At 70.4% G+C, this 24640-nt stretch carries 20 protein-coding genes; 9 read left to right on the top strand and 11 right to left on the bottom strand.

Going from position 1 to position 24640, the window contains the following annotated elements; translation table 11 throughout:
* Positions 1–66 precede the first annotated feature (66 nt).
* Positions 67–420: a hypothetical protein gene (locus tag BCF44_RS00595; protein ID WP_147328340.1), complete on the bottom strand. Its 354-nt coding sequence runs from the start codon at positions 418–420 to the stop codon at positions 67–69.
* A gap of 107 nt (positions 421–527) precedes the next feature.
* Positions 528–878 (bottom strand): sterol carrier family protein, encoded by a 351-nt coding sequence (locus BCF44_RS00590; protein WP_116172088.1) that lies wholly within the window; start codon positions 876–878, stop codon positions 528–530.
* 138 nt (positions 879–1016) lie between these two features.
* Between BCF44_RS00590 and BCF44_RS00585 the strand changes: the two genes are divergently transcribed.
* The 5 genes from BCF44_RS00585 (at position 1017) to BCF44_RS00565 (ending at position 8214) form a co-directional block, all read left to right on the top strand.
* Complete coding sequence (locus BCF44_RS00585; protein ID WP_116172087.1) at positions 1017–3650, top strand: glycoside hydrolase family 2 protein; 2634 nt, start codon at positions 1017–1019, stop codon at positions 3648–3650.
* A 139-nt stretch (positions 3651–3789) separates the two neighbouring features.
* Positions 3790–4371 carry a type VII secretion system-associated protein gene (locus BCF44_RS00580; protein ID WP_147328339.1) on the top strand — a complete coding sequence of 194 codons (582 nt, stop codon included), beginning with the start codon at positions 3790–3792 and terminating at the stop codon, positions 4369–4371.
* Between the two features lie 9 nt (positions 4372–4380).
* Positions 4381–6228, top strand: coding sequence for a glycoside hydrolase family 15 protein (locus tag BCF44_RS00575; RefSeq protein WP_116172085.1), 1848 nt, complete (start codon positions 4381–4383; stop codon positions 6226–6228).
* Positions 6225–7265, top strand: coding sequence for an alcohol dehydrogenase catalytic domain-containing protein (locus BCF44_RS00570; protein ID WP_116172084.1), 1041 nt, complete (start codon positions 6225–6227; stop codon positions 7263–7265). The genes BCF44_RS00575 and BCF44_RS00570 overlap by 4 nt, the downstream gene beginning before the upstream one ends.
* A 55-nt stretch (positions 7266–7320) precedes the next feature.
* The gene (locus tag BCF44_RS00565; protein ID WP_116172083.1) at positions 7321–8214 is read left to right on the top strand and encodes an acyl-CoA thioester hydrolase/BAAT C-terminal domain-containing protein; all 894 of its coding nucleotides are present in this window, start codon (positions 7321–7323) and stop codon (positions 8212–8214) included.
* On the opposite strand, the gene BCF44_RS00560 is transcribed toward BCF44_RS00565, so the two are convergent.
* The 3 genes from BCF44_RS00560 to BCF44_RS00550 all read right to left on the bottom strand — a co-directional run bounded on the left by BCF44_RS00560 (position 8193) and on the right by BCF44_RS00550 (position 12254).
* Positions 8193–10298: a putative bifunctional diguanylate cyclase/phosphodiesterase gene (locus BCF44_RS00560; protein ID WP_246014757.1), complete on the bottom strand. Its 2106-nt coding sequence runs from the start codon at positions 10296–10298 to the stop codon at positions 8193–8195. The two genes, BCF44_RS00565 and BCF44_RS00560, sit on opposite strands and share 22 nt — an antisense overlap.
* A 41-nt stretch (positions 10299–10339) precedes the next feature.
* Positions 10340–11125, bottom strand: coding sequence for an SAM-dependent methyltransferase (locus tag BCF44_RS00555; protein ID WP_170217276.1), 786 nt, complete (start codon positions 11123–11125; stop codon positions 10340–10342).
* 244 nt (positions 11126–11369) lie between these two features.
* The gene (locus BCF44_RS00550; protein ID WP_116172081.1) at positions 11370–12254 is read right to left on the bottom strand and encodes a LysR family transcriptional regulator; all 885 of its coding nucleotides are present in this window, start codon (positions 12252–12254) and stop codon (positions 11370–11372) included.
* A 109-nt stretch (positions 12255–12363) separates the two neighbouring features.
* Between BCF44_RS00550 and BCF44_RS00545 the strand changes: the two genes are divergently transcribed.
* Positions 12364–13224: an aldo/keto reductase gene (locus tag BCF44_RS00545; RefSeq protein WP_116172080.1), complete on the top strand. Its 861-nt coding sequence runs from the start codon at positions 12364–12366 to the stop codon at positions 13222–13224.
* Here the strand turns inward: BCF44_RS00545 and BCF44_RS00540 are convergent.
* Complete coding sequence (locus tag BCF44_RS00540; RefSeq protein WP_116172079.1) at positions 13221–15512, bottom strand: CapA family protein; 2292 nt, start codon at positions 15510–15512, stop codon at positions 13221–13223. The two genes, BCF44_RS00545 and BCF44_RS00540, sit on opposite strands and share 4 nt — an antisense overlap.
* A 70-nt stretch (positions 15513–15582) precedes the next feature.
* Positions 15583–16983, bottom strand: a complete 1401-nt coding sequence (gad, locus tag BCF44_RS00535; RefSeq protein WP_116172078.1) for a glutamate decarboxylase — start codon at positions 16981–16983, stop codon at positions 15583–15585.
* A gap of 110 nt (positions 16984–17093) precedes the next feature.
* Here gad and BCF44_RS00530 point away from each other — a divergent pair, with 110 nt between their 5' ends.
* The 3 genes from BCF44_RS00530 to BCF44_RS00520 all read left to right on the top strand — a co-directional run bounded on the left by BCF44_RS00530 (position 17094) and on the right by BCF44_RS00520 (position 19938).
* Positions 17094–17903: a lysozyme gene (locus BCF44_RS00530; RefSeq protein ID WP_116172077.1), complete on the top strand. Its 810-nt coding sequence runs from the start codon at positions 17094–17096 to the stop codon at positions 17901–17903.
* Between the two features lie 248 nt (positions 17904–18151).
* Positions 18152–19015, top strand: a complete 864-nt coding sequence (locus BCF44_RS00525; protein WP_116172076.1) for a lysozyme — start codon at positions 18152–18154, stop codon at positions 19013–19015.
* A gap of 119 nt (positions 19016–19134) precedes the next feature.
* The gene (locus tag BCF44_RS00520; protein ID WP_116172075.1) at positions 19135–19938 is read left to right on the top strand and encodes a lysozyme; all 804 of its coding nucleotides are present in this window, start codon (positions 19135–19137) and stop codon (positions 19936–19938) included.
* Position 19939: 1 nt separating this feature from the next.
* Here BCF44_RS00520 and speB read toward each other — a convergent pair whose 3' ends face one another.
* From speB to purS, 4 genes are all read right to left on the bottom strand, one after another.
* Positions 19940–20950 (bottom strand): agmatinase, encoded by a 1011-nt coding sequence (gene speB, locus BCF44_RS00515; RefSeq protein ID WP_211352831.1) that lies wholly within the window; start codon positions 20948–20950, stop codon positions 19940–19942.
* Between the two features lie 178 nt (positions 20951–21128).
* Positions 21129–23402, bottom strand: a complete 2274-nt coding sequence (gene purL / locus BCF44_RS00510; protein WP_116172800.1) for a phosphoribosylformylglycinamidine synthase subunit PurL — start codon at positions 23400–23402, stop codon at positions 21129–21131.
* Positions 23403–23449: 47 nt separating this feature from the next.
* A complete protein-coding gene (gene purQ / locus BCF44_RS00505; protein WP_116172074.1) occupies positions 23450–24127 on the bottom strand; it encodes a phosphoribosylformylglycinamidine synthase subunit PurQ in 678 nt (225 codons plus the stop codon).
* Positions 24124–24363 carry a phosphoribosylformylglycinamidine synthase subunit PurS gene (purS, locus tag BCF44_RS00500; RefSeq protein WP_116172073.1) on the bottom strand — a complete coding sequence of 80 codons (240 nt, stop codon included), beginning with the start codon at positions 24361–24363 and terminating at the stop codon, positions 24124–24126. The genes purQ and purS overlap by 4 nt, the downstream gene beginning before the upstream one ends.
* Positions 24364–24640: the final 277 nt, after the last annotated feature.

Below are 24640 nucleotides of genomic sequence, written 5' to 3'. Positions count from 1 at the left end.
AGTGTAAGTGGCGCACAGGCCAACGGAGGGTGTCCGAGACCGGCTCAAGTGGCACAAGCCACACACTTACGAGTGACAGCCGTCCACCCTCGTCACGGTGTCGGCGCTGTCGATGGCCGCGTCCTGCTGGTGCACGTGGCACAGCACAAGATCACCGACGCGGATTCCGGCGGGCAGGTTCCACGCCTCGATGCTGATCCGGTCGACATCGGTCAGCGGCGCCTGCCCCGGCGAGGCCGGCTCCTGCTGGAGCAGCGCGCACGCGGGCTTGCCGTCGTCGGGCCGGCACAGCTGGGCGACGGTGAAGTCGAGGTTGCCGTCCCACTCGCGCGGGGTGACGCCCCAGACGAACGCGGTGGCCACGGCGACGAGTCCGAGGCACGCGAGGACCCCGGTGGCGATCAGCGCGAGCCTGCGCATCGCCGTCACCGGTCCACGACCCGGACAATTCGTCCGAGATCGTTCGTACGTGCGAAAACGGACACGCATGAATGTTACTTGCCGCCCAGCCGATGGTAAAGGGGCGGTCACGACCCCGCGCGCAGCAGGGGCAGCAGCCCGGACAGGTCCGCGCGGCTACCGGAGGCAGCCACCCGATCACCAGCGACAGCGTCCGCCCAGCTCAGTCGCCCCGTGGCCAGTTCGAGCCAGGTGCGGGCGTCCATCTCGATCACGTTCGGCGGCGTGCCCCGAGTGTGGCGCACACCCTGGACGCACTGCACGGCGGCATAGGGCGGCACCCGCACCTCGACGCTCTTGCCGGGCGCGTCCTGGGCCAGGGTGCGCAGGCTGAGCTTCACCGCCGCGGCGAGTACCGGCCGGTCAGGCGCCTGCGCGGCGCCGTCCAGCCACGGCAGCACCGCCTCGACGGCGGCCATCAGGTCACGGGGGTCCACCGTCGACGGCACACACTCACCGTAGCGTTACGACCGTTTGGAGCATTGCGGGTAAACGTTTCTTAAGGAAACCTTCTTTACTATTCCGCCGCCGCCCCCGACCCTGTGAGGAGGCGGTTCATGCTTCGCCGAAGCCAGGTTCCCTGGCTCGTGGCCGCGCTGGGCATGGCTCTTGTCGTGCCGGCCGGCATCTCCGACGCCAGCGTGCCCCCGAGAGTCGCCGCGCCCGCCGCGCCCGGCCAGGTCGTCACGGTGCCGGGCTGGAAGCTCCAGTCCAGCAAGACGGCGACCCAGGCCGGCGGCACGCTGTCCTCGCCGACGTATGACGACAGCTCATGGACGTCGGTGCCGGCCCGCTCCACCGTCATGGGCGGTCTGATCTCGGCCGGCAAGTACGGCGACCTCAACTACTCGACGAACCTCAAGAACGTCAACAAGTCCGACTTCACGGTGCCGTGGTGGTACCGGGAGACGTTCACCGCCAGCCCGGCCGCCGGTACGCACACGTTCCTGCGGCTGGACAACGGCATCATCGGCGGCTCGGAGATCTGGCTCAACGGCACCAGGATCGGCGTCACCGACACCGGCGCCTACCCGTCGCACGAGTTCGACGTCACCGGGACGATCAAGTCCGGAACGAACGCGCTGGCCGTCAAGGCCTCGCCGGCGGACCCGAAGAAGCAGCTGTCGATCTCCTGGGTGGACTGGACCCAGCTGCCGCCGGACAACAACATGGGCATCTGGCGGGACGTGCAGCTGGCCGAGACCGGCGCGGTGACCGTCCGCAACACGCGCGTCGTCACGTCGCTGGCGGCCGACCTCCGCAGCGCCGATCTGACGATCAAGGCGGAGGTCACCAACAACACCAACGCCTCCGTCACCACCACGGTCGCCGGCACGGTCGACGCCGCGTTCAGCCAGCAGGTGACGCTGGCCGCCAACCAGACCAAGACCGTCAGCATCGCCCAGCACCTGGCCAATCCCAAGGTCTGGTGGCCGTACGAGATGGGCGACCAGCCGATGTACCACCTGGCGCTGACCGCGTCGGTGGACGGCAAGGTCTCCGACAGCGCCGCCACCGACTTCGGCGTGCGCGACGTGAAGTCGTCGATGAAGGACGGCGGCATGGCGTTCACCGTGAACGGCAAGCCGTTCCTGGTGCGCGGCGGCGGCTGGGCCTCGGACCTGTTCCTACGCTACGACCAGCAGAAGCTGACCGACCAGCTGGACTACGTGCGCGACCTCGGGCTGAACACGATCCGCCTGGAGGGCAAGGAGGAGAACGACGAGTTCTACGAGCTGGCCGACAAGCTGGGCATCATGGTGATGCCGGGCTGGGAGTGCTGCTCGTACTGGCAGAGCTACGGCAGCTGGAAGGCCGCGGACCACACCGTTGCCAACGCGTCCGCGGTCACCGAGGGCCTGCGGCTGCGCAACCACCCCAGCGTGCTGGGCTTCTACATCGGCAGCGACACCGCGCCGCCGGCCGCGGTGGAGAAGGACTACCTGGACGGCCTGAAGGTCTCCGACTGGCAGGCCCCGATCATCTCGAGCGCGGCCAAGGCATCGAGCCCGGTGACCGGCGCGTCCGGCAACAAGATGGACGGCCCGTACTGGTGGATCCCGCCGAACTACTGGTACGGCAGCCAGCTCGGCGGCGCGTTCGGCTTCGCCTCCGAGGTCGGCCCCGGCCCGACCGTCCCGGACGCCGACGCGCTGAAGAAGTACCTGTCCCCGCAGGAACTCTCCGACCTGTGGCAGAACGGGACCAAGGCGCAGTACCACCTCTCGCCCAGCGCCGAGTTCTCCAAGCTGGGGTCGTTCCTGACCGCGCTGGGCAAGCGCTACGGCACGCCGAAGAGCCTGGACGACTTCGTGGCCAAGGCGCAGCTGACCAACTACGAGGTGAACCGGGCGCAGTTCGAGGCGTTCGGGCGCAACCAGTCCAAAAGCGGCAAGCCGGCCACCGGCGTCATCTACTGGATGCTGAACAACCCGTGGCCGACGCTGTACTGGCACCTCTACGACTACTCGATGCAGCCCAGCGGCTCGTACTTCGGGGCCAAGACGGCGCTGCGGCCGCTGCACGTCCAGTACTCCTACGACGACAGCACGGTGGCGCTGGTGAACACCGGACTGTCGGCGCAGTCGGGTCTGTCCGTGCAGACGACGATCTTCAACACCGACGGCACGGTCAAGTCGGACACCACGCAGACCGGCGTCACCGCCAAGGCGAACGGGTCCACCAGCCTGCCCCGGATCGCCTCGCCGAGCGGCCTGTCGAGCACGTACTTCGTGCGGCTGCTGCTCAAGGACTCCGGCGGCAAGGTGGTGGACCGCAACGTGTACTGGCTGTCCACCAAGGCGGACACCATGGACTACGGCAAGTCCACCTGGTACGACACGCCCCAGACCGGCTACGCCGACCTGTCCGGGCTGCAGAACCTGGGCGCCGGCAAGGTGGACGTCAGCGCGTCGACCACGACCAGCGGCGACCGCTCGACGACGTCGGTGAAGCTGACCAACAACGGCACCAAGGTGGCGTTCTTCCTGCGGGCGACGGTCCGCAAGGGCGCCTCCGGCGACGAGGTCGCGCCGGTCACCTGGAGTGACGACTATGTCACGATCTGGCCAGGGGAAACCGTGACGGTTCAGGCCGACTACCGGACCGCAGAACTGGGCGGCGCGACGCCGAACGTGCAGGTCGCGGGCGTGAACGTGGCGGCCAGGACGGTCGCGGCGGCGCCGAGGTAGGGCCCGTGGGTGGCCTTTCCCGCATCCAAGGGTGTCGGGGAAAGGTCACCCATGTTGGTTACAAAGAGTGGTTCGTTGCGCCCTCGGTGTTATGAGAGGGTGAAGCGCCCGAACGGCTATACCAAGGGGCGAACCCACCTTGTCAACACCGAACACACACCTGCTGACGATCACGCAGGACATGCGCGACAACGCCAAGGCGAACCCGAACACCTGGCTGCACATCCTGGACCCGGCCTTCCGGCCGGGCGACGACGTGCCCCCGTGGGGGTTCGTCGGCTCGTTCCGGGTGAACGAGCACGGCGACATCGACGACCGCTTCGAACCCAACCCGAACTGGCGGCCGTCCCCGGTCTCGGCCGGCATGCCCGAGCCGGAGACCCAGTTGGAGCGGGCCATGCAGCAGGCTCGCACCGGCTATGAGCCCGAGTCCTCGGTGCTCGACGGCGTGCTCAACGCGACCCTGCTGGTGTACGCCAAGGGCCCGGACGACCGCGAGCTCGCCGGCTTCCAGGACCAGACCACCGGCCAGATCCTGGTGGCCGCCTGCACCTCGGCCCGGTTCGTGCCGGAGGCGTGGCCGCACGCGCGCGCCATCGCCGGCCGCGAGCTGGTCACCAGGCTCTCCGGCTGCCCGCTGCTGATCAATCCCGGCCACCGGCCCGGCGCGCTCATCCCGGCCGAGGCGTTGCTGGCGGCCGCGGGGGTCCCCCAGGGTTAGGGTCGGGGCGTGGCTGCCCAACAGGACCTTCCCGGTCGCATCGAGGACTACGCCCTGCTGTCCGACCTCCGGTCGGCGGCGCTGGTCGGGCTGGACGGCTCGGTGGACTGGCTGTGCCTGCCCCGCTTCGACTCGCCGTCCTGCTTCGGCCGCCTGCTCGGCGACGACGGCGCCGGGCGGTGGCTGCTCGCGCCGACCGCGCCGGTCACCTCGGTCCGGCGGCGGTACCGGGACACCACCCTGGTGCTGGAGACCGAGTTCGAGACGCAAGACGGCGTGGTGCGGGTCGTGGACGCGATGCCGCCGCACGCCGACGGCGGCATGGACGAGCCGAAGCTGGTGCGGACCGTGGAGGGCGTGTCCGGCGAGGTCGAGATGCGGCTGCGCTGGGTGGTGCGGTTCGCCTACGGCGACTCGACGCCGTGGGTGCGGCGGGTCCGCGTTGGCGAGCAGGACCACATCCTGGCGGTGGCCGGGCCGCATGCCGTTGTGCTGCGCGGAGATCGGCTGCCGTACCGGGTGCACCACGAGCGGGCGCACGAGGCGGTGTTCACCGTCGCGGAGGGCCAGCGGCTGGCGTGGACCATGGAGTTCACCACCACCCCGGACGACCCGAACCCGGCCGTCGACCCGTACGCGGAGATCGCCCGCACCGAGCGGTTCTGGCACGAGTGGCAGGCGCGGATCTCGTACGAGGGGCCGCACCAGGAGGCGCTGCGGCGCTCGCTGGCCACGCTGAAGGCGTTGACGTACGCGCCGACCGGCGGCATCGTCGCCGCACCGACCACGTCGCTACCGGAAGCCCTTGGCGGGGAACGGAACTGGGACTACCGCTACTGCTGGCTGCGGGACGCGACGCTGACCCTGCTGGCGTTCGACAGCTTCGGCTGCACCCAGGAGGCGCTGGCCTGGCGGTCGTGGCTGCTGCGCGCGGTCGCCGGCGATCCGGCCGACCTCCAGATCATGTACGCCATCGACGGCGAGCGGCACCTGCTGGAGTGGGAGGTCGGCTGGCTGCCCGGGTATCACGGCGCCAAGCCGGTGCGGGTCGGCAACGCGGCCTTCGACCAGCTCCAGCTCGACGTCTACGGCGAGGTGATGGACGCCCTGCACCTGGCGCGCGAGCGTGGCGTCACCGAGAGCGCGGAATCCTGGGCGCTGCAACGGGGTCTGTTGCGGCACCTGGAGCTGATCTGGGAGCAGCCGGACCGCGGGCTGTGGGAGGTTCGCGGCCCGGACCGGCACTTCACGCACTCGCGGGTGATGATCTGGGTGGCGTTCGACCGGGCCGTGCGGGCGGTGGAGGAGGACGGCCTGCCCGGGCCGGTGGACCGCTGGCGCGAGCTGCGCGACGCCGTGCACGCGGAGGTGCTGGCGAAGGGCTGGAACGACGAGGTCGGGGCCTTCACGCAGTACTACGGCGGCACCGACCTCGACGCGGCGACGCTGCTCATCCCGGCGGTGGGTTTCCTGCCGGGCAACGATCCCCGCGTGCAGGCGACCGTCACCGCCATCGAGCGGCAGCTCAAGCACGGCGACCTCGTGGACCGCTACACGACCACCGCCGGTGAGTCCTCCGTGGATGGTCTGAGCGGACACGAGGGCTCGTTCCTGGCCTGCTCGTTCTGGTTCGTCGACGCGCTGGCGCTGTGCGGCCGGCGCCAGGACGCGGAGGCCATGTTCGAGCGGCTTGTCGCGCTGGCCAACGATGTCGGGCTGCTGGCCGAGGAGTACGACCACGACGCCCGCCGGTTCACCGGCAACTTCCCGCAGGCGTTCAGCCACCTGGCGCTGGTCAACAGCGCGGCGATCCTCTACGGCGACCAGGCCGGCCGGCACGAGGCGAGCCGGCGGTGAGGGCCGCGACCGTCACCCCGGGTCGGCCGGACGACCTCCGCGTGTCGGAGTGGCCGGAACCCGCCGCGCTGGACGGGGAGCTGCTCGTCGAGGGGTTGCTGGTCGGGCTCTGCCACACGGACCTGGAGATCATCAACGGCCGGATCGACTCGCTGCCGCCGGGCCGGGACCGGATGGTGTTGTTCCACGAGTCGCTGGGCCGGGTGTTGACCGCTCCTGCCGGCAGCGGCTTCGAGCCGGGCGATCTGGTCGCGGGCATGGTCCGTCGGCCGGATCCCTTGCCGTGCAAGCCTTGCGCGGCCGGCAGGTCGGACTTCTGCCTCAACGGCGACTACACCGAGCGTGGCGTCAGCCATCTGGACGGCTTCGGGTCGCAACGTTGGGCAGTGCCGGCCGAGTACGCGGTGCGGCTGGATCCGGCGGTTGGCGACTGCGGCGTGCTGACCGAGCCGACGTCGATCGTGGCGAAGGCGTGGGACCAGGTCGACATCGTCGGCGGACGCACGTTCTCCACGCCGGCGATCGCGCTGATCACCGGGGCCGGGCCGATCGGGCTGCTGGCGGCGATGCTCGGCGTGCAGCGCGGGATCGAGGTTCACGTGCTGGACCGGGTCGCCACGGGCGTGAAGCCGGATCTTGTGCGGGGCCTCGGCGCGACGTATCACCGCGAGCTGGCGACGGTGCCGGCGGCGGACGTGGTGATCGAGTGCACCGGCGTCGGGCCGCTGATGTTCGAGTCCGTGCTGAAGCTGCGCCGCAACGCCGTCGCCGTGCTGCTCGGTCTGTCCACTTCGGACGCCCAGACCCCGCTCTCGCCGGGTAACCTCAACGACACGCTGGTGTTCGGCAACGCGGCGGTCGTCGGCAGCGTGAACTCGGCGCCGGAGCACTACCGACAGGCGGCGGCCGCGCTGGCGCGGGCCGACCAGGACTGGCTGCGCCGGCTGATCACCCGCCGGGTGCCGCTGAGCCGCTGGACCGAGGCCCTCACCCGGTCCGACGACGACATCAAGGTGGCCATCGAGCTGGCGATGTGATCTGGCCCACTTCCGCTTGGACACTGGGAGTCCCGCATGTCCAGGCTTGTGAGCCATGACCACACGGATCACGGTTCGCACCGACGGACTGGTCGGCACCCTGTTCACCCCCGACGACATCCCCGCACCCGGCGTGGTGCTGCTCGGCGGTTCCGGCGGCGGCCTGCACGAACGCGACGCCGAACTGCTGTCGCAGCACGGGTTTTCCGTACTGGCGCTGGCCTACTTCGGCTTGCCGGGCGTCCCCGAGCACCTGATCGACGTGCCGCTGGAGTACTTCGGCACGGCGCTTGCGTTCATGGCCGAGCACGAATCGGTGCGTGGCAAGCGATCCGCCGTCATGGGCGGATCCTTCGGCGGCGTGGCGGCGCTGCTGATCGGCTCGACGTACCCGGAGAAGGTGTCGGCGGTGGTGAGCATTGCGGGCGGCGGCATACTCCCGCAGGGTATCGACGGCAACGGCGACTTCCTGCACATGTTGAGCACCGAGGTCGCGCCATTCACCTGGCGCGGCGAGCCGCTCCCGTTCATCGCCAACCCCGTCACGCCCGAGATGCGCCGCCAACTGCAGAACGGTGAACCCGTGGCCCTGCGCCCCGCCTTCGAGCAGGGCATGCGCGACGGGGACCGCCTCCACGCGGCAACCATTGCCGTGGAACGGATCCAGGGCCCGGCGCTGCTGATCTCCGCCGGCGACGATCGGCAGTTCCCCGCCGAGGCCATGAGCGACATCGCCCTGCGGCGGCTACGGGACGGCCGCCATCTGCGGTTTCCCGAGGCGGGGCACGGCATCTGCGTGCCGCCGGACCGCCCGATGACCGAGACCGCCGAGGACGGCCCGGGCGTGCGCCTGGCCCTGGGCGGCACGCCCGAGGCCACCGTCGCCGCGCAGCACGCCGCGTGGCAGGCGGTGGTCGACTTCCTGGGTCAGAACAGGACCTCGATCTGATCCGGCCGTCCCGGCCGAGCGAACAGCCAGCCCTGACCGGAGTCACAGCCGATCTTGCGCAGCCGCTCGGCCTGGGACGGCGTCTCCACGCCCTCCGCGGTCACGGTCAGCCCCAGCGCGTGGGCCAGCGACACCAGGGTGCTGACGATCTTGGCGTCCACCGGGTCGGCGCCGTCGGCCGCCCGCATGCCCTCCATGAACGAGCCGGCGATCTTCAGCTCGTGCACCGGAAGATGCTTGAGGTAGGCCAGATTCGAGTACCCGGTGCCGAAGTCGTCGATGGCGATCCGCACGCCCATGCCGGACAGTTGGCGCAGCGCCTCCAGCGGCTCGTCGGCGGTGCCCATGATCGCGCTCTCGGTGAGCTCGAGCTGCAACAGGTGCGGCGGCAGCGCGAACTCCTCCAGGATCGACTTGACGTCGTTGACCAGCGCCGGATCCCGGGACTGCCGCACCGCCAGGTTCACGCTGACGAACGGCGTCGCGTCGCCGAAGGCGTCCAGCCAGCGCCGGGCCTGCCGGCACGCCTGGCGCAGCACCCACCGGCCCAGCGGCACGATCAGGCCGGTCTCCTCGGCCAGCTCGATGAACCGGTCCGGCGCGAGCCGCCCGAACTCCGGGTGCTGCCAGCGGACCAGCGCCTCCACGCCGAGCACCTTGCTGTCCTCCAACCGGACCAGCGGCTGGTAGTCGACGTAGAACTCGTCGTTCTCCAGCGCCGCCGGCATGGTCGCGGACAGCGTGAACCGGGCGACCTCGCGGGCGTTGCGCTCCGGGTCGTAGAGCGCCCACCGGCTCTTGCCGTCGGCCTTGGCCCAGTACAGCGTGATGTCGGCGTCGCGCATCAGGTCGGCCGAGGTGGTGCCGTTGATCTCCCGCTCCACCAGGCCGATGCTGGCCGACACCGACAGCTCGTGGCCGTCGATGCGGATCGGGCCGGTCAGCGAGTACAGCACCCGGTCGGCGATGTCCACAATGGACTGCGTGCCGCTCGAGCCCTCGATCAGGATGACGAACTCGTCGCCGCCCATCCGGGCCACCAGCCGGCCGTCGCCGGCCACCGACTCGTCCAGCCGGTTGGCCACCGCGACCAGCAGCTGGTCGCCGATGTCGTGGCCGAGGCTGTCGTTGATCACCTTGAAGCCGTCGAGGTCCAGGTAGCACAGGCCGATCCGGGTGCCGGCGGCCCCGTCGAACGCCTTGCTCAGCCGCTCCAGGAAGAGCGCCCGGTTGGGCAGCGTGGTCAGCGGGTCGTGCAGCGCCTGGTAGCGCAGCCGGTTCTGGAGCAGGTGCCGGTCGGTGACGTCCTCGACCATCGCCACCTGGTAGGCGGGCTGGCCGTCGTCGTCGCGAACCAGAGAAATGGTCAGGTGCGTCCAGACCGCCTCGCCGTCGCGGCGGTTGAAGCGCTTCTCCACCCGGAAGTGGTCCCGCTCCCCGTGCAGCAGCTGCTCGTAGAAGCCCCACACGCTCTCCGCGTCGGCCGGGTGCATCAGCGACCGGAGATTGCGCTGCCGCAGCTCCGACGCCGGGTAGCCGAGCATGTCCTGCAGGGACTGGTTGACCTCCAGGATGTTGCCGTCGGTGTCGGAGATGCCCATGCCGATCGCGGCCTCCGCGAACACCGCGCGGAACCGGGCCTCGCTGGCCCGCAGCGCCGCCTCGGCGTGGTCGCGGGCGTCCAGCACGGCCTCCCGGATCGCCTCCTGCTCGTCCAAGGTGCGCTCCCGCAGGCTCTGCGCGTAGCCGGCGGACAGCGAGCCCTGCAGGGCCGCGATCCGGGAGCGCAGGTGCGGCTCGGTGTCCCGGCCCAGCTCGGTGAGCAGCTCGTCGCCCATCAGCTGGATGGTGCGGTCCAGCGTCTCGGTGCCGGTGAAGTGGGCCTCCACCAGCCGGATGCCCACCTCGTGCGCGGCCGAGGTGCGGAAGGTGTCCGCGAGCAGCGCCTCCACCAGCAGCTCGGTCAGCCCGCGCAGGTGGTCGACGACCTCGGCCTTGGTCATCGGCACGTAGCTGGTGCCGATGATCGCCGAGGCCCACGCCTGCGCGAAGGACTCCATGCCGGCGGCGACGGGCTCAGTCACGGCCGACCGCGCCCGGGGAATGTCCTGCCTGGTCCATCCGGTCATGGCCGGCGCCCCACCGCGACGTGGACGGCACTGCGCTCGGGCTCTCCATCCAGGTCCTCCACCGCCTCCGGACGCCACATCGACACGTCCACCACTCCAGGTTCCGCCAGTTCGTAGCCGGCTAACAACTCGGTCACCTCCGGCCCGCTCCTGGGGTGGAAATCGATGGTGTGGTCCCGGTAGAGCTGCCTGGTGCGGAAGTAGTCCTCGTCGCCGGCACCGGCGTAGTGGGTGAGCACCACGTGGCTGCCGGGCGCGATCCGCTCCCGGTAGCGGGCCATCACCTTGGCCAGATCGACGTCGTCGCCGACGAAATCGAGCACGCCGACCATCAGCAGGCCGACCGGCCGGTCCAGGTCGAGCAACCGTCGGGTCTCCGGATGGTCCAGCACCGCGTCCGGCTCGGTCATGTCGCCCAGCACCATCGTGGTGTCGGCGGAGTCCAGCAGGTGCTTGCCGTGCGCGATCACCGCCGGGTCGATGTCCACGTGCACCACTCGACTCGACGGGTCCAGCCGGCGCGCGACCTCCGCGGAGCCGCCCACGGTGGGCAGGCCCGAGCCCAGGTCGAGGAACTGAGTGACGCCCTGGTCGACGAGGTGGTTCAGGGCGCGCGCGAGGAAGCCGCGGTGCAGCTGGGTCATCCGCGGCAACTCGGGCATCAGCCGGGCGGCGGCGTCCGCGAGCTCCCGGTCGACGGCAAAGTTGTGCGCGCCACCCAGGTAGTAGTCAAAGATCCTGGCCACGCTCGCGCTGCGCAGGTCGATCTCCGGGCGCTCCACGCGGCCACCTCTCGTCCTCGGCGCTTGCTCCCCACCCGAGTAGGACCGGTGGCGAGCATACGACCGGGCAGGCCGGGCGTCTAACGTCACGTTTTCTCCCTGCTGGACGCCGACACCCGGTGCCAGGCGGCGTTGCCGCCTTCACTGTGAAAACCAGGTGCCATGGGTTCCTCCCCCCGACGCCGCCCGCGAAGCGCTCCAGTGGACCACTCGTTCGGCGGACATGGTGACAGCTTGAGGCCAATCACACAGGCTGGAGTCGGCCCTGTGGCGCAACCATGTCCAAGAGCACGCCGGCGGCTGCACCGGTCGACGCCGGCGTGACGATCGCGGTCTCCCAGACCGGCGCCGGCCCGGTGAGCGGCACGAACCGCGCCCGGGATCCCTTGTGCACGAAGTTGCTGGGCAGGATGGCCACGCCCAGGCCGTTGGCGACCAGGTCGAGCAGCGAGTGCACGTCGTTGACCTCCAGCGCCACGTGCCGGTCCACGTGGTTGGCGGCGAGCAGCCGGTCCACGGTGTCGCGGGTGCCCCAGTCGGGGTGGTAGTCGACGAACGCCACGCCGTCGAGTTCCCGCAGGTCGACGCTGTCCCGCCGGGCGAACGGGTGCTCGGGGCCGCAGGCCAGCATCATCGGCATCCGGTCCAGCGGCACGACCGTCACCTCGTCCGGGATGCGCGGGGGCCTCGTCACGAAGGCGACGTCCAGCCGACCGGCGCGGACCTGCTCGACCAGCGCGCCGGAGCTGTCGTGGCGGAGCTGGATCTCCACGCCCGGATGCGCCCGGCTGAATCGAGAAAGAAGATCCGGCAGGTCCACTGTGCACAGACATTGCAGCGTGCCGACGGCCAGCCGGCCGCGCAGCAGGCCCTGCACCGCGGCGACCGCGTCCTTGGCCGCGGCCACGTTGGTCAGCGCGCGCCGGGCCTCGACCAGCAGCGCCCGGCCCGCCTCGGTCAGCTCGACCTGACGGGTGCTGCGCAGGAACAGCGCCGCGCCGAGCTCCCGCTCCAGCGCGCGGATCGACGCCGACAGCCCGGACTGCGCGACGTGCATGCGCTGGGCGGCGCGGGTGAAGTGGCACTCCTCGGCGACCGCCACGAAGTACTCGAGCTGACGCAGCTCCACGATTGAGCATCCTCGATGATTGAGCGGATCACTTTCTTCTGTTGGACAGATTAATACCGTGCCAGCAGGGTAGAGCCAGGTCAACACCGCAATCGACGAAAGGACCACGATGCAGACTCGCCGCATCGGCGACGCCCAGGTCAGCGCGATCGGGCTCGGCGGCATGCCGATGTCCATCGAGGGGCGGCCGGACGAGGCGCGCAGCATCGCCACCGTGCATGCCGCCCTCGACGCGGGCATCACCTTCTTCGACACCGCCGACGCCTACTCGCTGGGCGGCCCCGAGACCGGCCACAACGAGACGCTGATCGCCCAGGCCGTCCATAGCTGGGGCGGCGACACCTCCGACGTGCTGATCGCCACCAAGGGCGGCCACCTGCGGCCCGGCGACGGCAGCTGGACGGTCGACGGCCGGCCCGAGTACCTCAAGCAGGCCGCCGACGCCTCGCTCAAGCGGCTCGGCGTGGACGCCATCGGCCTCTACCAGTTCCACCGGCCGGACCCGACCGTGGACTACGCCGACTCCGTCGGCGCCATCCGGGACCTGCTGGACGCCGGCAAGATCCGGTACGCCGGCATCTCCAACGCCAACCCCGAGCAGATCCGGCTGGCCGACGAGATCCTCGGCGGCCGGCTGGTCTCCGTACAGAACCAGTTCTCGCCGGCCTTCCGGTCCAGCGAGCCGGAGCTGGAGCTGTGCGACGAGATGGGCATCGCCTTCCTGCCATGGAGCCCGTTCGGCGGCATCTCCCGCGCGGCGGAACTGGGCAACCGGTTCGCGCCGTTCGCGGCCGTGGCCGCCGACAAGGGCGTCAGCCCGCACGTGCTGACGCTGGCCTGGATGCTGGCCAAGTCGCCGGTGGTCGTGCCGATCCCCGGCGCCTCCCGGCCGTCGAGCATCCAGGACTCGGCCACCGCCGTCGACGTCAAGCTGACGGTCGAGGAGATGGCCGCGCTCGACGCCGCCTAGGAGGCATAGCCGGTGAAGGAGAGGGCGACCGGCTGCGCTCCGGCGTTGCGGACGAAGTCGTAGGCGCCGGGCTCGTCCGGCACGCCGGCGGCCGGTCGCCACTCCACAAAGGACACGTCGTCGAAGTCGACGCTCTGCTCGGCCACCGAGCCGGCGCGGCCGGCGGCGATGCCCAGATGCGGCAGCACCATGTTGCCGTCGGCGCCGAGCTGTACGTCGAACGAGACCTCGTGCCACTGGCCGTCCGACGGCACCACCGTCGATTTGTCGACGTCACGCAGCGGCGTGGACTGCGGGTCCTCGGTCGGGTCGGAATCGTCGAAGTGGTACGGCGTCAGCCGGAACAGCGCGGTGGCGTTGCCGGTCGTACGGACCTTCGCCTTGATCGTGTACGTCGGCTCCGGGTCGAGCGGTGTGCCGTCGGCAGCCTCCTCCCGGTGCCGGGGCAGGGCGATCCGGGCCACGGGGCGGTCCAGCTTCTCCTGGCCGCCGGCGCTGCCGATGTGCAGGTAGCCGTCGGTGATGTCGGCGACGGCGGTGCCCCAGTGCGTGTCCCCGGCCAACCTGCCGTCGACGGTCTGGTCCTCGAAGCTGCCCCAGCCGAACAGGTCCCGTCCGACGGAGATGTCCGGGTTCGACTGGCGGGGATCGATCAGGCCGTCGAACCCGATCCTCGTGTCGGTGTGCGGGCCGACGGCGACCGTGACGGGCGTCGGTTTCGACGGATCGGCAGTGATCAGCGCCGTGCCGTGCTCGGCGTGGAACCGCGCCGGCTTCGTGTCGGGATCCCGGGTGATCGGCACGGTCAGCACGGCCCCGTTGGCAGCGCGGATCGTCTGCGCCGACCGCTGACTGTCCTCCCGGACGCCGTTGACGGTCCGCCGCGCCGCCTGGCCCGTCGCGAGTTCGGGCCGGTAGCCGTCGATCTCCACCGGCACCAGCCGGGCCTCCACCAGCCGGTCGCCGTCCCACACCGTGCGCAGGTACGCGGACGAGAAGGTGGACAGGAAGTCCTGGTCGAACACGAAATTGCCCAGGCTGTAGGCGATCAGGTGGCCCTTGTACCACTCGAAGCCCTGCAACACATGGGGGTGGTGGCAGATCACGATGCCCGCGCCGGCGTCGATCGCCGCCCGCGCCATCTCCCTGGTCTCCTCGGCCGACGCGGTCTGGAACTGGAAGCCGCTGTGCAGCTCGACGATCGTCAGCCTGGACTGCGCGGCGACGGTGTGGATCTGGGCCGGCGTCGCCCTGTTGTCCCAGCGGGCCGCGCCGGCGTGGCCGCGGCGGGCCACCCAGTCCTGGATCTCCGGGTACGTCCGGGTCAGCGACTGCCAGGCGGCGGCCTGCTCGGCCCTGGACAGCCGCTCGTACGCCGCCCAGGCCTGGCCGATCGTCCGGTCCGCGGTGGGGATCTTGCCGTAGCCCCAGGTCCGCGGCTGGTACTGCCAGGCGTCGTCGTCGCCGGTCGGCGCACCGGTCTTGGGGTACGAGTCGTTGACGTACGAGCCGTCGACGCTGGTGTAGCCCAGCACGGCGACGCCGGTGCCGTGCACGGTGGTCTGGAACGGCTTCTCCGGCTCGTCGCCTACGGCCGTGCCGACCACCGGCAAGCCGGCGTCGGCAAGGGCCTTGCTCGTGTCGGCGACGCCGCTGTCGAGGAAGTCTCGGGTGTGGTTGTTGGCCAGCAGCGGCACGGTGACGCCCAGCGCCAACAGCGCGTCCACACTGGCCGGCGGCGACTCCAGGATGAACCGCTTCTTCGGGTACGCCGCGCTCGGCGCCGCCGAGCTCACCACCGTCTCCAGGTTCACCGTGCTCAGGTCGGCCATCCGGAACGCCGGCGCGACCGCGTTGACCACCGCCCGCGCGCCGGCCGCGGCGTCGCCGGCCGGGATCTGCGGGCCCGAGTCGCCGCCGCTCTGGAAGCGCCGGCCGAACATCACGTCGCCGGCCGAGTTCACCACGAACCGCTTGCCGCCGTCGTCGGAGAGCAGTCGGACGTCGACCGTCTTGCCGGCGTCCTCCAGGCCGAGGAGCACCGGCTCGGCGATGTGCCCCGGCGCCTGGGCGACCGCCATCGCCGGCCCGTTGCCGAGCGACACGATCTGCTCGCCCAGCGGTCTTCCGGCCTCGTCGACCGCGCGCACGGTCACCGCCGGGCCGCCGGCGGTGGTGGCGACCCGGTCGTCGGCGGGGCCGGCGAGCAGTCTCGGCACGAACGCCACGCCGCCGACGACCAGAGTGAAGCTCAGGAACAGGGTCAACCGCTTGCCGCCGCCCGCCATCGCCACCCTCCGTTAATTAGGAAACTTTCCTAATAGTGGGGAGCGGTCCCGGCGCTCGTCAAGGTCTGGTCTAGCGGTGCTGGCCGTGCTCGAAGCCCGCCGCCTCCGACCCCAGCAGCGGCCGCTCCAGGCGCTCCAGCACCGGCAGCGCGCGGCGCAGGTCCTCCAGCAGCAGCTCGGCCAGATTGCGCCCGAAGCCGTTGCGCACCACGATGCGCAGCGCCGACAGGTCCGTGCGGTTGTCCGGGAACGTGTACGCCGGCACCAGCCAGCCCGCCTGCCGCAGCGCCGCCGACACGTCGAACACCGAGTAGCGCGTGATCTCGTCGGACAGCGTGAAGGCGAACACCGGCAACTGGTCGCCGACGGTCAGCAGTTGGAACGGGCCCAGCTTGCCGATCTCCCCGGCCAGCCAGGTCGCCACCTCCCGGCAGTACAGCTGCACACGCTGGTAGCCGTCGAAGCCCAGCCGCAGGAAGTTGTAGTACTGGGCGACCACCTGAGAGCCGGGGCGGGAGAAGTTCAGCGCGAACGTCGGCATGTCGCCGCCGAGGTAGTTCACCCGGAACACCAGGTCCTCCGGCAGCGCCTCGCTGTCCCGCCACACCGCCCAGCCGACGCCCGGGTAGACCAGGCCGTACTTGTGGCCGGAGGTGTTGATCGAGGCCACCCGCGGCAGCCGGAAGTCCCACTCCAGGTCCGGGTCGCAGAACGGGGCGACCATCGCGCCGGACGCGCCGTCCACGTGCACCGGGATGTCGTGGCCGGTGCGCTGCTGGAACTCGTCCAGCGCGGCGCAGATCTCGGCCACCGGCTCGTACGAGCCGTCGAAGGTGGATCCCAGGATGGCGACCACGCCGATCGTGTTCTCGTCGCAGCGGGCCACCGCCTCGGCCGCCGACAGGTGCAGCCGGTCGCCGTCCATGGGCACCAGGCGCGCCTCGACGTCCCAGTAGTTGGCGAACTTCTCCCAGCAGATCTGGACGTTGATCCCCATCACGATGTTCGGGCGATCCGTCGGTTTCCCGTCCACACGGCGCTTGTGCTGCCAGCGCCGCTTGAGCGCCAGGCCGGCCAGCATGCACGCCTCGCTCGACCCGGTCGTCGAGCAGCCGACCGCGCGGTCCGGGTCCTCGGCGTGCCAGAGGTGGGCCAGCATCCGCACGCACCGCGACTCCAGCTCGGCGGTGCGCGGGTACTCGTCCTTGTCGATCATGTTCTTGTCGAACGTCTCCGACATCAGCCGCGAGGCCTGCGGCTCCATCCAGGTCGTCACGAAGGTGGCCAGGTTCAGCCGGGCGTTGCCGTCGAGCATCAGCTCGTCGTGCACCACCTGGTAGGCCAGCTCCGGATCGACCCCCTCGTCCGGCAGCGTGTGCCGGGGGATGCTCACCGGCTCCCTGGTGAAGACCGGGTTGACGGAAACGTCGGTGTGCCGGCCCTTGTCGTCGGCCGGATGCCTGAGACCCATGTCCGCCAACGCTAGTCCCGGACACGCGGAGCTGCCCAGCGCGAGAAATTCGGCCATTCGGTCTACTGTGATAGTCCGTTCGGTCCCCCCAACGGGGAAGGAATTCGCCCATGGAGTCGACGACACGAACAGGGGTGCGGGCGTTGCTGGCCGGCGCGCTCGTCGCCGCGGCGCTCGCCGCCCCCACGCCCGCCTACGCGCGGCCGCTGGCCCATCCGCAGGACGACTACGCCGGGTCGCAGATCGCCAAGCACGAGGGCACCGGCGGCCGGCCGCTGCTGGACGTCCGGGCCGACGACGACGCCCTGGGGCTGGACGTCGCCAGTTATCAGGGCAATGTGGACTGGGGCACGGTCGCCAAGGGCGGCGGCTCGTTCGCCTACGCCAAGGCGAGCGAGGGCGTCACCTACACCAACCCGTACTTCACCCAGCAGTACAACGGCTCCTACAGCGCCGGGCTGGCGCACGGGGCTTACCACTTCGGGCTGCCGGACGTGTCCGACGGCAAGACCCAGGCCGACTACTTCTTCGACAACGGCGGCGCCTGGTCGCGCGACGGCAAGACGCTGCCGCCGGCCCTGGACATCGAGTACAACCCGTACGGCGACACGTGTTACAAGCTCTCGACGGACCAGATGGTCACGTGGATCAAGGACTTCGTCACCGAACTGGGCAAGCGCGCCGGCCGCGCGCCGGTGATCTACACCAGCTACACGTGGTGGACGAAGTGCACCGGCAACAGCGCGGCGTTCGGCGGGAATCCGTTGTGGATACCGCGCTACGGCACGGATGTCGGCGTTCTGCCGGCCGGCTGGAAGTCCCAGGCGATCTGGCAGTTCGCGGACAAGGGCCCCTTTCCGGGCGACCAGAACCGGTTCAACGGCAACGCCGGCAAGCTGCACGCGTTCGTCAACGGGTGACAGGTCTCGTGACTTCTTAACCAGACGTGTGGCCCCAGGGTTGACACGTGGCGCAGACTAGCCGTTGGCGCACGCCCGACATCGCTGCCAGGCCAACGAAGTTCACCCCGACGACGTAATACCGCTACTCCGTATACGTGAGAAAATCACCGCCAATCTGGTCAATACGTGAATAGTCGTTCACACTTCACCCAACGTGGAAGTTCCACGTGATCCGCTTCCCTGCGAGCAGATCGAGAGGTTCCATCATGAACACTCGGTTACTCCCTGCGGGCCGAGGCCGCCGCTGCGCGGCCGTCCTCGCCGCCGCGATCCTGTCCCTGACGTTCGGCGCCACCACCCCTGCCGGCGCCGCCGCCGCGACCGGGAATCCGAATCCCCCGGACTCCGTACAGGACGCCCAGCACAACCACACCATGGGCTCCCAGGTCGCCCGGCACCTCGGCCACCGCACCGCGCCCAAGCCCACCTCCTTCGGACCGCTGACCGTCGTCTACGGCATGGACGTCTCCAGCTACCAGGGCAACGTCAACTGGCAGGGCGCGTGGAACAACGGCGCCCGGTTCGCCTACATCAAGGCCACCGAGGGCACGTACTACACCAACGCCAACTTCGAGCAGCAGTACGACGGTTCCTACAACGTCGGCATGATCCGCGGCTCGTACCACTTCGCCACCCCCAACACCACCAGCGGCGGGACGCAGGCCAACTACTTCGTCGACCACGGCGGCGGCTGGTCCGCCGACGGCAAGACGCTGCCCGGCGCGCTGGACATCGAGTGGAATCCTTACGGCGCCGACTGCTACGGCCTCTCGCAGGGCGGCATGGTCCAGTGGATCCTGGACTTCAGCAACACCTACCACGCCCGCACCGGCGCGTGGCCCGTGATCTACACCGCGCAGCAGTGGTGGCAGGAGTGCACCGGCAACCAGGGTGACTTCACCTCCACCAACCCGCTCTGGGTCGCACGCTACGCCAGCAGCGCCGGCACCCTCCCGTACGCCTGGGGCTACTACACCTTCTGGCAATACGCGGACTCCGGCACCTTCCCCGGCGACCAGGACCTCTTCAACGGCGCCTACGACCGGCTCCAGGCCCTGTCGCTCGGCTGAGTCAACTGTCACCCGTGACCAGTGGCCGAGGTCACTCCACCTTGGACTCCGGTCACGCCCACACTCCCCAGTGGCGCCAGGAAACCCTTGGCGTCACTGGGGAAATGTGAGGTGTACAGATGGTTTCCGCCACGATACGGGCGCTTGTCGCCGCCGTTGCCGTGACCGCGGGCGCGCTGCTGGCCGCCGCCCCGACGTATGCCGCTACCACCCCGGGCTACCACCCGGACCGGGACTTCGCCGGGTCCACGGTCGCCTCGCACGAGGGCCGCGGGCCGGCGGGGTTCGCGCCGCTGACCACGATTCCGGGCCTGGACGTGAGCGGCTGGCAGGGGGCGGTGAACTGGAGCTCGGTGAAGTCCAAGGGCGCGACCTTCGCCTACGTCAAGGCGACCGAGAGCACCGACTACCAGAGCCCGGACTTCACCCAGCAGTACGACGGCTCCTACAACGTGGGCCTGATCCGCGGCGCCTACCACTTCGCGCTGCCGGACAAGGCCTCGGGCAAGGCGCAGGCGGACTACTTCGTGGCGCACGGCGGCGGCTGGTCGCGCGACGGCAAGACGCTGCCGCCGATGCTGGACATCGAGTACAACCCTTACGGCGACACGTGTTACGGCCTTAGCCAGGCCTCGATGCGCAGCTGGATCCAGGCGTTCGTCAACGAGATGCACACGAAGACCACGCGCTGGGTCACCGTGTACACGACGCTGGACTGGTGGACCAAGTGCACGGGCAACTGGAGCGGCCTGGCCGCCAACGACCCGCTGTTCATCGCCCGCTACGCCAGCAGCGCGGGCACGCTCCCGGCCGGCTGGAGCTTCTGGACGTTCTGGCAGTACGCGGATTCCGGCACCTTCCCCGGCGACCAGGACCTCTTCAGCGCGGGACTCGATCGCCTGAAGGTGTTGGCCACGGGCTGAGTCAGCGGCCGTCGAGCAGCGGCTGCGCCGGATCCCAGGTGTGGCCGCTCTCGGCGTCCTTGCGGCGCCGGGCGATGCCCGACAACGCTTCCAGCACAACACGATTGCCCAACGCTGCGGTGATCTCCGCGTGGTCGTAGGGCGGCGACACCTCCACGATCTCCACGCCCACCACGGGAAGCCGGTAGCAGATGCCGCGCACCGCATCCAGCAGCTGCCGCGCCGAGATGCCTCCCGGCTCCGGGGTTCCGGTGCCGGGAGCGTGCCCGGGATCGCACACGTCCACGTCCACCGACAGGTACACGCCGTCGCAGTCGTCCATCGCGATGGCCGACGCCTCCGCCAGGCACTCGTCGAAGCCGCGGGTGACGATCTCGGTCATCTCGTACGACCGCATCCGCTGCTCGGCCATCCAGTCCAGGGTGTCCGGCTCCGGCCAGTAGCCGCGCAGCCCCAGCTGGAGGAACCGGTCGCCGCGGATCGCGCCGCACTCCAACAGGCGGCGCATCGGCTGGCCGTGGCCGTAGAGGTGGCCGAACTCGATGTCGCCGGTGTCGGCGTGCGCGTCGAAGTGGATCATCGACACACGGCCGAAGCCGTAGTGCCGGGCCACGCCGCGGGCATCCGGCAGCGCGATGCTGTGGTCGCCGCCCAGCACCACCGGGATCGCGCCGGACGCGGTGATCGTGTGCACCGCCTCCTCGATGGCGGCGTGGCTCTCCATCTCGTCGCCGGCGTACATCTCCACATCGCCGGCGTCGAGCACCCGCAGGTCCTTGAGGGCGTCCACGCGCAGCGCCAGGCTGGGCCGGGATCCGTTGTGCCCCAGGTAATCCGTGGTGCGGATGGCCATCGGCCCGAAACGCGTGCCGGGCCGGTGCGACGTCCCGCCGTCGTAGGGCGCGCCCACGATCACGACGTCGGCTCCCGCAAAGGAAGCCGGCTCGGCGAGAGCACAGCGTTCCACGCCGAGGAACGTCACATCCGGCCCGTACATCGCCCCGTAGCGCATGGGGCGAAACTAGGTCAGTCGCACGCAACGGGCAAGGTGTGGCACAGAGCGCGAGGCCGCCGCCGATGCCTGGACCGCCGGCCGATGTCGATCGAATCTTTCCATCGATCGACATCGGCCAAGGGAAGGCATCGGCCTCGTGGGCGGCCGAGCCGCGCGCGGAACGCGCGCCAAAAGCTCAGTCGAACAACGCCGGCAGGGTGCCTTCCCAGGCCTCGCGCAGCTCGTCCAGACCGAACGTGGCCACGCCCTGGATCTCCAGCTCGTTCGACTCCTTGTCCACCACGCCGATGCGCACCCACGGCAACTCCCGCGCCGTGCACATCTCGGTGAACCGCAGCTCCTCGCTGCGCGGCACCGCCACCACGACCCGGCCCGCCGACTCGGAGAACAGCTGGACGAACGGGTCCGCGCCCTCCGGCAGGATGATGCGGGCGCCGGTCTCGCCGAGCAGGCAGGACTCGACGATCGCCTGCGCCAGGCCGCCGTCGGACAGGTCGTGCGCCGCCGACAGCATGCCGTCGCGGGAGCCCGCGACCAGCACCTCGGCCAGCAGCCGCTCCCGCTCCAGGTCGACCTGCGGCGGCCGGCCGCCGAGGTGGCCGTGCTCCACGTGTGCCCACTCGGAGCCGGCGAACTCGTCACGGGTGTCGCCGAGCAGCAACAGCGTCTCGCCGGGCTCGGCGCCGAACCCGGTCGGGGTGCGCCGGGCCACGTCGTCGATGACGCCGAGCACGCCGACCACCGGCGTCGGCAGGATCGCCGTGGTGCCGGTCTGGTTGTAGAAGCTGACGTTGCCGCCGGTGACCGGGATCCCCAGCTGCGCGCAGCCGTCGGCGAGGCCCTTGATGGCCTGCTCGAACTGCCACATCACGCCCGGGTCCTCCGGCGAGCCGAAGTTCAGGCAGTCGGTGACCGCCAGCGGCGTCGCGCCGGTGGCAGCCACGTTCCGGTACGCCTCGGCCAGCGCCAGCTGCGCGCCCTGGTACGGGTCGAGCTTGCAGAACCGGCCGTTGCAGTCGGTGGACAGGGCCACGCCGCGGCCGGTCTCCTCGTCGACCCGGACCATGCCGGAGTCGGACGGCTGGGCCAGCACGGTGTTGCCCCGCACGTAGCGGTCGTACTGCTCGGTCACCCAGCGCTTGGACGCCAGGTTCGGCGAGGAGATCATCCGCAGCAGCAGCGCCCGCAACTCGTCGGCGGTCCTCGGCCGCGGCAGCGACTCGGGGCCGTCGGCCTGGAGCGCGTCCTGGTCGGCGGGGCGCTCGATCGGCCGGTGGTAGACCGGGCCCTCGTGCGCCACGGTGCGCGGCGGCACATCCACCACGACCTGGTCGTGCCAGGTGATGACCAGGCGGTCGCCCTCGGTCACCTCGCCGATCTCGGTGGCGATGACGTCCCACTTGCGGCACACCCGCATGAAGGCGTCCACATCGGACGGCCGCACGACCGCCATCATGCGCTCCTGGGACTCCGACGACAGCACCTCGGCCGGCGTCATTCCCTTGGCGCGCAACGGAACCCGGTCCAGCCAGACGTGCATGCCGCCGTCGCCGGCGCTGGCCAGCTCGCTGGTCGCGCAGGACAGGCCGGCGCCGCCGAGGTCCTGGATGCCGACCACGATGCCCTCGCGGTAGAGCTCCAGGCAGCACTCGATGAGCACCTTCTCGGTGAACGGGTCGCCCACCTGCACGCTCGGCAGCTTCTTGCGGCCCGTGCCGCCCTCGTCGCCCGAGAACGTGTCGCTGGCCAGCACCGACACGCCGCCGATGCCGTCGAGGCCGGTCCGCGCGCCGAACAGGATGACCTTGTTGCCGGTGCCGGAGGCGTGCGCCAGGTGCAGGTCCTCCACCCGCAGCGCGCCGATGCAGCCGGCGTTGAGCAGCGGGTTGCCCGCGTACGTGGCGTCGAACACCAGCTCGCCGCCGATGTTGGGCAGGCCCAGGCAGTTGCCGTAGCCGCCGACGCCGGCGACCACGCCGTGCAGCACGCGCCGGGTGTCCGGGGCGTCGGCCGGGCCGAAGCGCAGGGGGTCGACCACCGCGATCGGGCGGGCGCCCATCGCCATGATGTCGCGGACGATGCCGCCGACGCCGGTCGCCGCGCCCTGGTAGGGCTCCACGTAGGACGGGTGGTTGTGGCTCTCCACCTTGAAGGTGACCGCCCAGCCGTCGCCGATGTCGACCACGCCGGCGTTCTCGCCGATGCCGGCCAGCATCTTGGCCCGCATCTCGTCGGTGGTGGTCTCGCCGAAGTAGCGCAGGTGCACCTTGGACGACTTGTACGAGCAGTGCTCGCTCCACATCACCGAGTACATGGCCAGCTCGGCGTCCGTGGGCCGGCGGCCCAGGATGTCGCGGATGCGCGCGTACTCGTCGTCCTTCAGGCCCAGCTCGCGGTAGGGCTGCGCGTTGTCGGGCGTCGCCGTCGCGTGCTCGACGGTGTCGAGCAGGTGGTCGACCGAGGACTCGCTTGCGGAGTTGAGAATCGACTCAGTGGTCACGCCGCCACCAGGGTGTCGAGAGCGGACAGGAACAGGCCCAGGCCGTCGTCCGACGGGCCGGTCAGCGCGTCGATGGCGTGCTCCGGGTGCGGCATCAGGCCGACCACGCGGCCGTTCGCGCTGGTGATGCCCGCGATGTCGTTGAGGGCGCCGTTCGGGTTGCCGCCGACGTAGCGGAACGCCACCCGGCCCTCGCCCTCCAGCTCGTCCAGGACGTGCTTGTCGGCGACGTAGCAGCCCTCGCCCGACTTCAGCGGGACCAGGATCTCCGCGCCCTGGTCGAACCGCGTCGTCCAGGCCGAGGTGGTGTTCTCCACCTTCAGCCACTGGTCGCGGCAGACGAAGTGCAGGCCCTTGTTGCGGATCAGGACGCCCGGCAGCAGGCCGGCCTCGCAGAGGATCTGGAAGCCGTTGCAGATGCCCAGCACCGGCAGGCCCTTGGCCGCCGCCGCGACGACCTCGGACATGACCGGCGCGAACCGTGCGATCGCGCCGGCGCGCAGGTAGTCGCCGTAGCTGAAGCCGCCCGGCACGACGACCGCGTCCACGCCCTTGAGGTCGGCGTCCGCGTGCCACAGCGCCACCGACTGCGCGCCCGAGCGGTCCACCGCCCGGGCCGCGTCGTGGTCGTCCAGGGTGCCGGGGAAGGTGATGACCCCGATGCGCGCGGTCACGACTCCACCCGCCGCACGACCCAGTCCTCGACGACCGGGTTGGCGAGGAAGGTCTCGGCGATCTTGGCGAGGGTGGCGTCGTCGACCGAGTCGTCGACGTCCAGTTCGAAGTGCTTGCCTTGGCGGACGCTGCCGATGCCGTCGAATCCGAGACGGGGCAGCGCATTGGCCACCGCCTGACCCTGCGGGTCGAGGATTTCGGGCTTGGGCATGACGTCGACGACGACTCGGGCCACTGAGGATGCTCCCGGTGTGGAGGGGTCGCGGTACCGCCAGAGCCTACCTGACCTGGGTGAAGTCGATGGACACCAGTTGAACGGCCGGTGGACGTCACATCCGCCGAGGACAGTGAGCCGAGGACAGGCGCCCGGCCGATGTCCGGGCGGTCGGCGGCCGAGCCGCACGCTGTCCAGGGCGGCCTTCCCCGGACGGATGATTTCCGTCACTCACCCGTGCGGGCCCGTTCGCCCAGCGCGAGAGGGGTGGCGGCCGGCTGGGAACCGGTCGAGGGTG

Source organism: Kutzneria buriramensis, from assembly GCF_003387475.1.
Classification (GTDB): domain Bacteria; phylum Actinomycetota; class Actinomycetes; order Mycobacteriales; family Pseudonocardiaceae; genus Kutzneria; species Kutzneria buriramensis.
The sequence above is the reverse complement of the archived record's forward strand: the minus strand, read 5'-3'. Positions and strand labels throughout refer to the sequence as shown.

Coding starts and splice junctions, on each gene's coding strand:
- BCF44_RS00520 (WP_116172075.1), top strand. CDS start 19,135: ATGGTTTCCGCCACGATACGGGCGCTTGTCGCCGCCGTTGCCGTGACC.
- BCF44_RS00530 (WP_116172077.1), top strand. CDS start 17,094: ATGGAGTCGACGACACGAACAGGGGTGCGGGCGTTGCTGGCCGGCGCG.
- BCF44_RS00545 (WP_116172080.1), top strand. CDS start 12,364: ATGCAGACTCGCCGCATCGGCGACGCCCAGGTCAGCGCGATCGGGCTC.
- BCF44_RS00585 (WP_116172087.1), top strand. CDS start 1,017: ATGCTTCGCCGAAGCCAGGTTCCCTGGCTCGTGGCCGCGCTGGGCATG.
- BCF44_RS00525 (WP_116172076.1), top strand. CDS start 18,152: ATGAACACTCGGTTACTCCCTGCGGGCCGAGGCCGCCGCTGCGCGGCC.
- gad (WP_116172078.1), bottom strand. CDS start 16,983: ATGGGTCTCAGGCATCCGGCCGACGACAAGGGCCGGCACACCGACGTT.
- BCF44_RS00540 (WP_116172079.1), bottom strand. CDS start 15,512: ATGGCGGGCGGCGGCAAGCGGTTGACCCTGTTCCTGAGCTTCACTCTG.
- BCF44_RS00595 (WP_147328340.1), bottom strand. CDS start 420: ATGCGCAGGCTCGCGCTGATCGCCACCGGGGTCCTCGCGTGCCTCGGA.
- speB (WP_211352831.1), bottom strand. CDS start 20,950: ATGCGCTACGGGGCGATGTACGGGCCGGATGTGACGTTCCTCGGCGTG.
- BCF44_RS00565 (WP_116172083.1), top strand. CDS start 7,321: ATGACCACACGGATCACGGTTCGCACCGACGGACTGGTCGGCACCCTG.
- BCF44_RS00590 (WP_116172088.1), bottom strand. CDS start 878: ATGGCCGCCGTCGAGGCGGTGCTGCCGTGGCTGGACGGCGCCGCGCAG.